The sequence below is a fragment of the Candidatus Enterovibrio escicola genome (genome assembly GCF_002464935.1).
GTDB lineage: Bacteria > Pseudomonadota > Gammaproteobacteria > Enterobacterales > Vibrionaceae > Enterovibrio > Enterovibrio escicola.
This window is the reverse complement of the sequence record NZ_NBYY01000034.1, coordinates 66,673-79,687: the sequence shown is the minus strand read 5'-3', so window position 1 is coordinate 79,687 and position 13,015 is coordinate 66,673. Positions and strand designations below refer to the sequence as shown.

The following is a 13,015-nucleotide window of genomic DNA, read 5'->3' as shown; positions in this document are numbered from 1 at the left end:
AGGATAGCGATACTTGTTACAGATAACAAAAACTTTTAACCAAGTAATTATCTTGAATGAATATTATTCAACTTCCGTTGAGAATTTGCAGTAATATTGTAGCTGGCAAAACAGTAAAATCATGAGAGAGGTAACGCCGTATGAGTAAAAAAACAATATGGAACAGCTTCCGTGATGGAAACATGTACATGACAGAATGGCCTGTTCGGAAAGAGTTAACTTTTATTTTTCCGGAAAACAGAGTAATTGTTGTAACGCAGTTTGCAATAAAAGTGATGCCTGCTGTCGCAATAATCAGTGTTTTCGTGCAAATAGCGTTTAACAATTACTCTGGGTTACCTCAGGCAATGATAACGGCACTCTTTGCTTTAAGCATGCCATTACAAAGTTTGTGGTGGTTAGGTCAACGTCGTGATACACTGTTACCACCAGATCTAGCTGGTTGGTATCGTGCACTTCACGAAAAAGTTATCAGCGAAGGGGGTGTATTACAACCAATCAGAAGTCGTCCTCGTTACAAAGAATTGGCGCAAACTCTGAATCGTGCTTTCAAACAGTTGGATAAAAGCTCAGTGGATCACTGGTTTTAAGTTTTCCACAAATATTCCGAAATATTCCGCTATCCTATGAATACTTAGGTAAGTTATGTATTCAATAAGTTAAATGGTTTATTAGTATGACTTGTAATCTAAGTGTCTACTACTACAGATATCATATGTCCTAACAGGAGTTGTAACCATGAAGAACTTATTTTCTAGACGTAAACTAACTGATTGAACATATGTTCGCCGTTTTTAATAATACCTCATAACGGCGTTGTTGATTAAATTCGGCCTATAATGCTAGGCTCAAAATTTTTTTACAATCTAAATTTGTATGCTGATGAACATGCTGATGAACAGGTACGCCGAGTCTTATGACTTTGTTTATTGCTTTCATATTCGCCAGTTCTTCACCAAGAACTATGGTCAAATCTAGTGTACAGATTCCAGAACAGTGTCCTGATGATTGATATTTCTTTCACGAATACCATCTCTAAATTTCACTCCTTTGTGGATATCCGCGAGTAATTTAAAGCCTCGTAGGTTACGCCAGTTAACCTCAATCGGTTCGTGTTAGTGTGCAGGCCATTGCAAGTGTTGTTTTTCAGCTTACACAATTCTTGGTTTTTGTTCGTTCTTAGCCTCACCGTTGTAAACATTAATTCAATGGGGTTTGTCGGTCGAATATGTATTCAGTGCTTGGTGAGGAAATCGTAAAATGCCAGCATTTCCATCTCGTCTTTTTTCAGGCACTCCACTACTTTGGGATATTTAGCACCATATCGTATTTCGAACTGTCTGAAGGTTTTATGTGCCTCTTGTTGTGTCTTCGCCGTCTAGATATCGGGAAGCGATTCTTTCATTCTGGGTTGAACAGATTTTGGGACTTTGTGATGTAAAATTATCAAGCAAGGATTGAACATCGGCTTCTTATAGCTTGAGCCAACAATTGCTGTGGGTCTTGTTGCAGCAGTGCATTAAGTGAGTTTTCTAGTTTATGAAGCTCGGTAACGTAATGATTATTGTCCAATGCGGTGTATTCCTTGTTGGTTGTTGATCTGGCAAGATCAATCAACAGGCGCAAACAGACCAGTTTCATCACTTTGAGTTTCATATTTTTTTACACCCGTTATTAGTGTCACTCCCTTGTCTGCAAGTTCCTGCTCCAATGGACCAGAAATATAACCTTTATTTCCGTATAAACACCCCAAAGTTCATCAGCCATTTCCGATACAGGTTTTCTATCATCCATGTTATCCGTCGTCACTTTGACTGAGATAATGCAACATTAGTCATTGATAATAAGGTGTAATTTGAAACCGTAGAACCACCCTATCATTCCTTTTTCTCGCTTCGCGTTACTTTTAAAAACATGAGGTCTAAGAATGCGTAGGTTGTAACAAACCTGCAGCTTAGACGAATTAACGAAGGTAATCCCTGACGGTGATCGAGGTAAAAGCAAAGCAGAACACCTTGCATGAGCTTGAGCATCCTCGTGTAGCTAACTAATTCAGGAAATTCATTGGTGAGGTAGCGGCAAACAAAGTGGATATAATAGGTTTTGAAGTCTCGATATCCAGATTGATGAAAGGCTATCACTATCGTCATCACTTTGCTAACTGAGAGGCGAGGAGGCTTCTTTCTTTGATGCAGGAAGAAATGAGGTATTTTTCCCATTCAGGGATGAAAGTCTGGCAGAAGTCGTCGAAATCAACGAAAACAGCGAAAACAGCGAAAATAGCGAAAATAGCGAAAATAGCGAAAATAGCGAAAATAGCGAAAATAGCGAAAATAGCGAAAATAGCGAAAATAGCGAAAATAGCGAAAATAGCGTCTAAGTTATTCATGCCAAAGTCCTTGTGCAGTCAAGAGTTTATTTCAAACAAGCTGATCGAGACTTGGGTATTTAGTTCATTTTTATGCGCAGTTCAGGTTAATCTAGTTGTTTAGATGTTTGATCAACTTCACGCAGAGTACTGGAATGTTCTTTCGTTGATTGTAATTGATTAGAAAGTACCGCAGTTAGATTGCGCTCAACACCGTCCTTGTACCAACCTGAATAGTAGCTATTGTATCTTGCACAGGGGTACCCTGAGCTCTTAATAACTTCGCTGTATTCTTGACTTGATAGAATATCGTGAATTTTTGTATGATTGTCGTGCTTAATCGTTTGTCCTTCAACATTGGTACGCGTTATAGCGCCTGCTTTTATTACGACCATTGCGAGGATGGGCATAGAGAAACCATCAGGATAATTAGTCCATAAGGTTCTAATCATATATTGATGCGCCGGAAACTCAATCTCCATTAACTTTAGTAAGTGTTTTGCCAAAGTAATTGTAGCGGAGATAACGATAAAGGCTGAAACCATTTCCAATCCTAGTTCGAAGAAAAGAATGCACCTTCAGTCAGCATCACATGTAAATACGGATTGTAGTTGCCATTACGACTATGGGTATGGATGAAAACAATGACGGCGATTTTATACGCATCGGTCTTAAAGTACGCTTGAATCAACTCTGATAAGCAGGCTTCCGCCAAGACCATAAACCCAGAATAGAAACGCTTCTGATTGGAGTGATTATGGAAATGAATACGAAGTTACTCAGGCAATGTTAAGACAACTTGCTGATAGCTTACTCTTGGAAACAAGCAGACGCCTATTTTGACGATACTCTCCCGTGCATCACGCTTTCCACATTACGGACAAGTTTTCCCCTTACAATTAAAGTTAACTTTATGTTATTCTTAACTTGAACCAAAGCAATCGGTAAGTGGCAAAGAGATTTTCTGAGCTTCCACACTTCAGCATCTTAGTGATTTATGAATGCTAATAATTGGTGTCATAGCGGTGGTGACTGGATACGAATATAGCCAAATTCGTAGTGAAAATATGTTTAAAGCGAAGCAGTTTCGATTTGATAACTTTGAAATTCATTCATGCCTTTTATCTGTTCAAGCATGCTAAATCTATCACAGAAATGGATATGCCTTAAGCCCCACCACATATAGTTTCTGGGAGGAAATTTCTAGGTTAAATGAAAAGGACACAAAGCCATTTCAAGTAGAGGATGAGGTTGATCACCGTCAAACGTTCAACACAGGGATTGCTACGATAATGGATAATAGAAATGATAAAGCATTAAAAGCCATTGCCATCATGCTTTATCCAATCACACACACATTATCAATGAGTTGTAGATTGCACTGGGTAAATTGAATGTTGACTACGCAATCATAACTAGTCTGGGATAATGAGGCAATAGTCGAAGACTAGAAGTTGATCATTATTCAGGTTAATAGTAAACTTCGTGCCAAAATTACGGTCGTTTAAGATGCGACTAAAGATGACATCAAGGACATCGCAAAGAATAATAAGCGTATCATGAGGTTAACCAAATGGAAAACCATCTGAGAGGTGCTATATGTACTTGGCAAACTGGTTAACAGTGTTACAGATTAATACAGAGACTCATAGTGAGCATACTATTTCATTCTCTCCGAATCCTACTAGTCATGGTGACCGCGTTGGCCACCTCGTCTTGCGGATTTTACCTTCGAGGCAGCTATAATCTGCCCGATGAAATTCAAAAACTATCCGTAACCAGTTTTGACAAATATGGGATACTCACCCGTAAAATTAAACGTCAACTTCTCTTTCATGGTATCGATATTGTACCGCCTGCTGAAGGTGTCGCCAACCTACACCTTAACAGTGAATCGTATAGGGAAAGTACACTTTCACTGTACCAAAACATGCGTATAGCAGAGAAGCAATTTAACTATTCCGTTAGCTATACAGTCATGGTGCCAAAAAAAAGCAATTATACTTTTTCCATAACACTGAGTCGCACCTACCTCGATAATCCATTATCTGCGTTAGCTAAATCAGTAGAAATAGACATGCTTTCACAGGAAATGCGGATCGAAGCAGCTAAGCAGATCATGCGACAACTCACTCGCCTAAACTCATATATTGAAGACTTTGAACGTACAGAGATTAAAGAAAAAAACCTTCGTAAACTGTATCAAGGTATTGCCGATGATAAAACAGTACGGACTATTGAAACTCATCTTTATAATAAAACCAAGGTACTGGAAGGAAACTCGTTCTCTAGCCACATAGTACCTCAAGCCGATACTGACGGAAAAAATATAATCACTGAGAGTGACATAACCCCATGAGGGTCTATCCAGAACAGTTAAGACGACACCTTGCGCAGGGTTTATGTCAGACCTATTTATTATTTGGAAACGAACTACTACTTAAACAAGAATCACTGCAATCAATACTTGAAACGTCAGCACAACAGGGGTTCATTGAAAAACACCGATTCACTATCGATAATCAGTTACATTGGCAAGATGTTTACGAAATTTGCCAAGCCTTAAGCCTATTTTCGGTCAGACAGGTGCTAATTATAATTCTACCAGAAACTTCTCTTAACATTACTCAAGGGAATGCACTAAAAGCCTTAAAACCATATCTTCATCAAGATATTTTGCTAGTGCTCGATGGACCACGTTTAAACAAAAAACAAGAATTGAAACAGTGGTTCACTTTATTCCACAAAAACGGTCTGTATGTGCCTTGCAATACACCGAATGCCCAACAAATGCCTAACTTTATCAAAGCTCGATGTCGTGACCTCAATTTAAAACCAGATCATGAGTCTGTATTAATACTTGCGCAGTGGTACGAAGGCAACTTGCAAGGCTTATCGCAAAGCCTGATGAAATTCCAATTTCTTTACCCAGATGGCACACTAACACTGATCCGGTTGCAAGAGTCACTGTCTCGCCACAACCACTATACACTGTTTCAACTCACCGATGCTCTGATTGAAGGCAAAGTAAATCGAGCTGTGCGGATAGTTCGGCAACTCCAAGCTGAAGCCGTCGAAATCACACTGTTGCTCAGAATCATTCAAAAAGAAATCGTACAACTTTTTAAAATGCAGGAGTTATGGGTATCAGGCATGCCACTAGACAAAATATTTGATCATTTTAGGGTCTGGAAAACACGTCAAAAAACTTTAGTGTCCACGTTACATCGGCTCCCGTCACCGAAACTTGCAGAACTGCTTCATCATTTGTATAATATTGAAATAATGGTTAAAACTGATTTTGATAGTCGACCTTGGCCTGAGTTGACAGCACTTTGCATCGAAATGTGTGGCTATCCGGTTCTACTCGACCCTATCAACTGATTGTCAAAAACATCATCACCGTATTCTATTCCCAGTCACCAGTGTTATAATCCCTCTGAATTAACTACATAAGGTGAGAAGCAATGAAGCTTCAAGCAACAATGACATGTTACCAACAAGGAAAAAACATTGCTTCCAGAACAACTTAAACTCTTCGTCGCCGATAGAGCTGATAATATGAAAGCTACTGACATTATCATTATAGATGTTCGTGAAAAAAGTAGCATCACAGATTTTATGGTACTTTGTACCGGTAACTCTAGGAGTCATGTCTCTTCCATCGCAAAGCATATCAAAGATGAAGCACGAGTCGCCAACATTCCCTCTTTTGGCATGGAAGGTCAGAAAGAAGGTACATGGATTGTTCTCGATCTTATAGATGTGATACTTCATATCATGCAAAAGGAACAACGTCAGATATATCAGCTAGAGAAATTGTGGAACTAACTCAGTGAAACTACAACTGATTGAAATAGGTACCAAGATGACGAGGTAGATTGAGGAAGGCTATGAAGCCTACAGCCATCATTCCCTAATGGGATGCCAATAGAGCAGCTAAAAATCACTACGGGACAACGTGGTAAAACGCCAACATTTTGAGGTTTTAGCAAAAAAATGAAATGAAGAGATGTTGGCAGCTGCGCTGAGGACGCATAATATCATTACCGTGATACTCTCTAAAGACACTGGGACAATTCCCAATTAAATCACCAACCAAAAGGCTGGAATTTGGATGTCCGTAACATGTATATACTTAATTTGTAGTCCAGAAGGTTTATCGCCAAAATGTAAAGCTTAAACGGATAAAAGTTGATCACTACTTCCTTTTAATCCACCTCGCCTTCTAGTTAGGCTAGTCATGGCAGAAAGCTTCTTTTCGTGCTTGGAGCATTACGGCGAACAACCCTCACCATTGGGAATTGTTCATGAAGTATAAGCGTAGCCCTATACGTAACCATCAGGCCGAATCCTCTTTGTTTTCTCGTCGAGCCGTCGTGGCGTTCGGCGGTATTGTTACACTTGTCGGCGTAATGTTGTTCAATCTTTATCATCTTCAAGTCGATGATCATGTTAATTACATTACTCGTTCAGACGACAATCGTATAAAGCTTGTCCCTATTGCACCTAACCGTGGCCTTATTTATGATCACACTGGTAAACTGTTGGCAGAAAACCGCCCTGTTTTTTCGCTTGAGATCACCCCCGAAAAAGTAAAAGATATTCCTTACACTATTATGCGCTTAAAGACACTTTTCCCTATTTCTGACCACGAAATTACGTCTTTCGAACGTGAGAAAAAACATAATCACCGGTTCAATTCTACTGCTTTAAAGAACCGACTTTCCGAAAAAGAAGTCGCCATTTTCTCCGCTAACAAACACAGATTTCCAGGCGTTGAAATTAAGAGCCACCTACAACGACATTACCCATATGGTGATGTACTAACACATGTGATGGGCTATGTTGCCAAAATTAACGACAAAGATATTACACGTCTCGAACTTGCAGAGCGTATTAGCAACTACAAAGCTACTCGGAATATTGGTAAACTAGGTATTGAACGCTTTTATGAAAGCGATCTCCATGGCACAGCTGGTTATCAAAAAGTGGAGGTAAACAGCAGTGGTCGAGTGATTCGCACATTAAAATACGTACCACCAAAACCGGGTAAAGATCTTATTCTAAACTTAGATGTTGATTTACAGATCTTTATCCGTTCAATTCTCGGCGACCGCCGAGCTGCTATCGTAGTACTTAACCCGAAAAATTCCGCAGTATTAGCCATGGTATCAACACCGAGCTATGATCCTAACTTGTTTGTACATGGTATTTCAGGATCAGAGTATCGTGCATTACTGAATGATAGAAATCGACCATTAGTAAATCGTGCAACCTTAGGTATTTACCCCCCAGCATCAATAGTAAAACCGTTTATTGCAGTTGCCGCGCTAGAGGAAAAGGTGGTAACAACTAAGACCACTCGAGATGACCCTGGATTTTGGCGATTACCCAATTCTAATGCACGTCCATTCCGAGACTGGTTAATATGGGGACACGGTCGTGTTAATTTAATACAATCCATAGAAGAATCAGTGGATACTTTTTTTTACCAAATCGCTTATGATATGGGTATTGATAGACTATCCAGCTGGATGAGTCGCTTTGGATTTGGCGATTACACGGGTATCGACATTCATGAAGAAAATAAAGCTAATATGCCTACGCGAGAGTGGAAAATGACCCGCTACCACAAACCTTGGTATCAAGGTGATACAATCCCTGTAGGTATTGGACAAGGTTATTGGACAGCTACTCCAATTCAACTCGCAAAAGTCACTGCTGTATTAGTGAACAAAGGGCAGGTTAATCCTCCACACTTGTTGTGGATAACGCTCGATGAAGGCATTCAAGAATTGGCTACTTTTCCATCTTATACCCCAATCGAGAATGTTCGTGACAAATATTGGATGACCGCATTAGAAGGCATGAAACGGGTTAACCACGGTAAGAGAGGAACATCCCGCAGGGCTTTTACCACTTCCAGCTACTTAACTGGTGGTAAATCTGGTACTGCACAAGTATTTAGCTTAGGTGAGAACGAAGAATATAACGCTGATGAAATTTCGGAGCACCTTCGAGATCATGCTCTCTACACAGGATTTGCACCATACGAGAATCCGCAAATAATAGTATCGATCGTGCTCGAGAATGCTGGTGGTGGTTCAAGCCAAGGCGCCCCTATTGCCCGCCTGATTTTCGACCACTTGTTGATCGATAAAAACAGCAATGAGGAACAGCTTCAATGAGCCGTTTTATATCGATGGATCAAAAAAAGCCCATTTTTGATCGGTTCCACATAGACGTGCCGTTGCTATTGTGTATTTTAGCACTAATGTGCTTTAGCATGATGGTAATGTGGAGTGCAAGCGGACAAAACGTTGCCATGATGGAACGCCAAGTATTTCGTTTGTTGCTAGCGTTTTGCGTAATGCTCATACTGGCACAAATATCACCTCGATACTTTGAATTCTGGGCTCCTTGTCTCTATGTAACTGGGATAATTATGCTCATTGCCGTCCTCCTATTTGGTCAAATAGCCAAAGGTGCTCAACGCTGGCTGGACTTCGGTATTTTTACTTTTCAACCATCAGAACTAATCAAGCTTGCTGTGCCTTTAATGATTGCACGTTTTCTCAGTAAAGAACCTTTACCCCCAAGTTTACGCACCTTATTAGTTGGTTTTTTACTGGTATTCATACCCACGATTCTGATCGCAAAACAACCAGATTTAGGTACCTCAATCCTCATTGCTGCCTCCGGCATATTCGTGCTTTTTTTATCAGGTATCAGCTGGAAAATCATCATTTCAGCAACTACTTCAATTGCCGCATTTGTCCCCGTTCTGTGGTTTTTCTTTATGCATGAATACCAGCGAATGAGAGTACGTACTCTGTTTAATCCTGAATCTGATCCACTTGGCGCAGGTTACCATATTATTCAGTCAAAAATTGCAATTGGATCAGGAGGGGTAAGCGGCAAAGGTTGGCTTCACGGCACTCAGTCACAACTTGAATTCCTACCAGAACGTCACACTGATTTTATATTTTCTGTCTTCGCTGAAGAATGGGGCTTGATAGGCGTGACGAGCTTACTAATGTTATACCTTTTTATCATCGGCAGAGGTTTAATGCTAGCAAGTCGTGCACAAACTGCTTTTGGTCGCATGATGGCAGGTAGTATTGTGCTGAGTTTCTTTGTTTACGTATTTGTTAACATTGGTATGGTAAGCGGTCTCTTACCCGTGGTTGGTGTACCACTACCACTAGTTAGCTACGGCGGAACATCCATGGTAACCATTATGGCAGGTTTCGGTATACTGATGTCAATCCACACTCACAGGAAAATGCTTTCAAAGGCTTTGTAATGAGGATATACATGATTATCATAACTATATTACTCTCAAGCTGTGCATCAAATAAAAGCCGTTATATCCTGACGGCCGACAAAGCGCCAAGAACCGCGCTAACATTAACCTATATCGAAGATGCGCAGCCACGCTATGAGCCTTCAAGCCAAGCTGGAAACCGAAATTATTCAGTTCTTGGTCAAAATTATGAGGTGCTTACAGCACCATATGGATTTTCTGAGACAGGAATGGCGTCATGGTATGGTGAAAAATTTCACGGTTATAAAACAGCCAATGGTGAAATTTACGATATGTATTCCATGTCTGCTGCTCATAAAAGCTTGCCACTACCAAGCTATGTTGAGGTAGAAAACACGAATAATGGAAAAAAAACGATTGTGCGTGTTAATGATAGAGGCCCTTTTTATAAGGGACGTGTGATAGATTTAAGCTATGCTGCAGCCTTGAAACTTGATATCCTGAGAACAGGCACAGCGTTAGTGAAAGTCACCTTATTCACAGTGGACAAACCTTCAGGAAATACCGAATGCCAAAGGGCATGTTTAAATCGCTATTTTGTACAACTGGCCTCCCTCAGTGATAGATCAAAAGCAATGCGAGCTGCCGCTATATTTAGCAAAAGATTTGACCTTCCTTCTGATATTAATCAATCAGGAGATGTATATCGTATTCGTTTAGGACCTTTTTATAACTACGTACAAACACAAAATGTGGTAATAACAGTACGGCAACATAAAATAAAAGAGGCATTTATCGTCACTGAGCCTATTGCCGATAAACGTTCGAAGAAATAGAATGACATAAATATATGTGTTCATATAGCCCTTTCTGAGACTAGATTAGCTGACCTGACAGAAGGTTAGCAGTTTTTGCTTAGAACATGCCAATTAAGTACCTAAAACTATGATAAATAAACCTTTCTTGTTTCGCTCTTTAGCCTTGTTGACTGCCTTTCTAACTTCAGTCTCCTTTGCAGTGCCTTTAGTTGTACCAGATACGCCTCAAATCGCTGCAAAGGGGTATGTCTTGATGGATTACAACTCAGGAAAAGTATTGGCTGAGTACAATCCCTATGAACGTTTAAATCCTGCAAGTTTAGCCAAAATGATGACCAGCTACGTAATTGGTCAGGAGATCAAGCGTGGTAATATCACTTTAGATGACGACGTCATTATCAGCCAAAATGCATGGGCAAAAAACTTCCCAGGCAGTTCGAAAATGTTCATTGAAGTCGGAACCTCAGTAAAAGTATCTGACTTAAACCGTGGTATCATTATCCAATCAGGTAACGATGCCTGTGTCGCAATGGCTGAACACGTAGCCGGTTCTGAAGATTCGTTTGTTGACCTGATGAACGACTGGGCAAAGTCCTTGAGCATGAATAACACTAACTTCTCGAACTCGCATGGTCTAGATCATCCTGACTTATATTCGACGTCTTATGATCTTGCACTACTGGCACAAGCTTTGATTCGTGATGTGCCACAAGAATACCGAATTTACAAAGAGAAATCGTTTACCTATAACAAAATTACCCAATACAACCGTAATGGTTTGCTTTGGGATAAAAGCATGAATGTCGATGGCATAAAAACTGGCCATACCGACAAAGCAGGCTACAATTTAGTGAGCTCTGCAATTGAAGGAAAAATGCGTTTAATCGCCGTTGTTATGGGTACCAATAGCGTGAATGCCCGTAAGGCAGAAAGCAAAAAACTGTTGAACTTCGGCTTCCGTTTCTTTGAAACGGTGGTACCACATAAAGCAAATGAAACATTTGTAATCGAAAAAGTGTGGATGGGAGATATTAAGCGAGTCGCGCTAGGTGTTAATAAAGATACCTATGTGACACTACCTCGTGGTGAAACTCGTAACTTGGAAGCAAAATTTTTACTTGAAAAGACGTTGAAAGCACCAATTGCTAAAGGTGATATTGTAGGAAAATTGTTCTATCAAGTAGATGGTGAAGATATCTCGGAATATCCGCTAGTTGCCCTGAACGATGTACCACAAGGTGGTTTATTAAGTCGCTTATTAGATTATATCATCATGTTTATCAAAAGCTTATTCTCACAACGCATTTAGAAGTAGAAGAAATGGCACAAACTGATTTTACCACTTAGTGTCTTGAACTACCTATCTCCTTCAAAACTCAGGATGTTATTCTCTGATAACAGAGCGATTGCTATATGTTCTAAGTACAGTAGGTGATCAATTCAACGCAATAAGGTTCGTCATAGGAATATCCAATACTAAATTTAGAGTGCCTAATGCAAAAACAACCAACACTAAAAGATCTACTTGAGTTTCCATGTACCTTTTCTTATCGAGTGATGGGGTATGCACAACTAGATCTGACAGATCGGATTTTAGAAGTCATCCAACGTCATGCACCTGGTATTTACACACCAAAGGTGACTCCGAGTGGCAAAGGTACCTATAACGCAGTATCTGTTACGATTACGGCAACTTCAATTGAACAAATTGAAACGTTATACAAAGAGTTGGGTGCGATTGATATCGTACGTATGGTTCTCTAGCTTTAAGTTCACGCTCTAGTAATATACTTAAAAATACCGATCGCTGTTAATTCAGACATTTCTCATAATAACTCATAGGTATTAACTCAATTTTTCAGTTATTGTTTGTTTAAAACAAACTTTTCTTAAAACAGCAAAAAGCAGGTGCCATTTTGCAACGAAACAGTCTTATTATCAGACAACTTGGATTGCGAAAGTATCAACAAACCTTACAGGCTATGCATACCTTCACTGATACACGACAAAATAAAACATTTGATGAAATTTGGTTTGTTGAACATGAAGCAGTTTTTACGCAAGGCCAAGCTGGAAAAACAAAACATCTTTTGGAAACAGGAGATATTCCAGTAGTTCAGAGTGATCGTGGCGGACAAGTAACTTATCATGGCCCAGGTCAACTGGTGACATACATCTTAATCGATCTAAAACGTAAAAGAATTGGTGTGCGTGAATTCATCTCACATATCGAGAATACAGTAATCGATACACTGGTACAGTTTGGTATTGAATCAAATGCACGTCCTGATGCACCAGGAGTCTATGTGGGAAAAGATAAGATCTGCTCATTGGGTTTCCGAATTCGCCGAGGCTATTCATTCCATGGTCTAGCGATAAACGTCAACATGGATTTGTCGCCATTTCTGCGCATTAACCCATGCGGATATACTGATATGACCATGACGCAAACTATCGATTTAGGGGGTCCTGCTTCACTGACTGATCTTTGCCCTGTGTTAGTAGATAAACTGATTCATCACCTGAATTATGATCAGGTCTAGTCCCTAACAGAAAAAA

The 13,015-nt window shown here is 39.9% G+C and carries 14 protein-coding genes and 1 pseudogene; 10 read left to right on the top strand and 5 right to left on the bottom strand.

Going from position 1 to position 13,015, the window contains the following annotated elements; translation table 11 throughout:
- Nucleotides 1-140: 140 nt before the first annotated feature.
- Entirely contained in the window at nt 141-590 is a 450-nt protein-coding gene (gene yfbV, locus BTN49_RS11050; RefSeq protein WP_097357217.1) for a terminus macrodomain insulation protein YfbV, read from the top strand.
- A gap of 244 nt (nt 591-834) precedes the next feature.
- Here the strand turns inward: yfbV and BTN49_RS14270 are convergent, their stop codons facing one another.
- The 5 genes and pseudogenes from BTN49_RS14270 to BTN49_RS14260 form a co-directional block, all read right to left on the bottom strand.
- Nucleotides 835-972, bottom strand: coding sequence for a hypothetical protein (locus BTN49_RS14270; RefSeq protein ID WP_158523751.1), 138 nt, complete (start codon nt 970-972; stop codon nt 835-837).
- Between the two features lie 474 nt (nt 973-1,446).
- Nucleotides 1,447-1,656 (bottom strand): hypothetical protein, encoded by a 210-nt coding sequence (locus BTN49_RS11045; RefSeq protein WP_097357216.1) that lies wholly within the window; start codon nt 1,654-1,656, stop codon nt 1,447-1,449.
- A pseudogene (locus BTN49_RS22675) lies at nt 1,633-2,281 on the bottom strand (IS982 family transposase); the annotation flags it as partial. The pseudogene BTN49_RS22675 and the gene BTN49_RS11045, both read right to left, overlap by 24 nt.
- Nucleotides 2,282-2,475: 194 nt before the next feature.
- Nucleotides 2,476-2,913, bottom strand: a complete 438-nt coding sequence (locus BTN49_RS11030; RefSeq protein WP_097357213.1) for a hypothetical protein — start codon at nt 2,911-2,913, stop codon at nt 2,476-2,478.
- A gap of 8 nt (nt 2,914-2,921) precedes the next feature.
- Entirely contained in the window at nt 2,922-3,089 is a 168-nt protein-coding gene (locus BTN49_RS14260) for a hypothetical protein (RefSeq protein ID WP_158523749.1), read from the bottom strand.
- A gap of 969 nt (nt 3,090-4,058) precedes the next feature.
- On the opposite strand from BTN49_RS14260, the gene BTN49_RS11025 reads away from it, so the two are divergent.
- The 9 genes from BTN49_RS11025 to lipB all read left to right on the top strand — a co-directional run bounded on the left by BTN49_RS11025 (nt 4,059) and on the right by lipB (nt 12,999).
- Nucleotides 4,059-4,727, top strand: a complete 669-nt coding sequence (locus BTN49_RS11025) for an LPS-assembly lipoprotein LptE (protein WP_223824009.1) — start codon at nt 4,059-4,061, stop codon at nt 4,725-4,727.
- Nucleotides 4,724-5,752 (top strand): DNA polymerase III subunit delta, encoded by a 1,029-nt coding sequence (holA, locus tag BTN49_RS11020; protein ID WP_097357211.1) that lies wholly within the window; start codon nt 4,724-4,726, stop codon nt 5,750-5,752. The genes BTN49_RS11025 and holA overlap by 4 nt, the downstream gene beginning before the upstream one ends.
- 129 nt (nt 5,753-5,881) lie before the next feature.
- The gene (rsfS, locus tag BTN49_RS11015) at nt 5,882-6,199 is read left to right on the top strand and encodes a ribosome silencing factor (RefSeq protein WP_097357210.1); all 318 of its coding nucleotides are present in this window, start codon (nt 5,882-5,884) and stop codon (nt 6,197-6,199) included.
- 479 nt (nt 6,200-6,678) lie between these two features.
- The gene (mrdA, locus tag BTN49_RS11010; protein WP_097357209.1) at nt 6,679-8,559 is read left to right on the top strand and encodes a penicillin-binding protein 2; all 1,881 of its coding nucleotides are present in this window, start codon (nt 6,679-6,681) and stop codon (nt 8,557-8,559) included.
- A complete protein-coding gene (gene rodA, locus BTN49_RS11005; protein WP_097357208.1) occupies nt 8,556-9,677 on the top strand; it encodes a rod shape-determining protein RodA in 1,122 nt (373 codons plus the stop codon). The genes mrdA and rodA overlap by 4 nt, the downstream gene beginning before the upstream one ends.
- Before the next feature lie 11 nt (nt 9,678-9,688).
- The gene (locus BTN49_RS11000) at nt 9,689-10,474 is read left to right on the top strand and encodes a septal ring lytic transglycosylase RlpA family protein (protein ID WP_274538471.1); all 786 of its coding nucleotides are present in this window, start codon (nt 9,689-9,691) and stop codon (nt 10,472-10,474) included.
- A 109-nt stretch (nt 10,475-10,583) separates the two neighbouring features.
- Entirely contained in the window at nt 10,584-11,765 is a 1,182-nt protein-coding gene (locus tag BTN49_RS10995; RefSeq protein ID WP_097357206.1) for a serine hydrolase, read from the top strand.
- A gap of 185 nt (nt 11,766-11,950) precedes the next feature.
- The gene (gene ybeD, locus BTN49_RS10990) at nt 11,951-12,220 is read left to right on the top strand and encodes a DUF493 family protein YbeD (protein WP_097357205.1); all 270 of its coding nucleotides are present in this window, start codon (nt 11,951-11,953) and stop codon (nt 12,218-12,220) included.
- 152 nt (nt 12,221-12,372) lie between these two features.
- Complete coding sequence (gene lipB, locus BTN49_RS10985; RefSeq protein ID WP_097357204.1) at nt 12,373-12,999, top strand: lipoyl(octanoyl) transferase LipB; 627 nt, start codon at nt 12,373-12,375, stop codon at nt 12,997-12,999.
- The last annotated feature ends 16 nt before the right edge of the window (nt 13,000-13,015 follow it).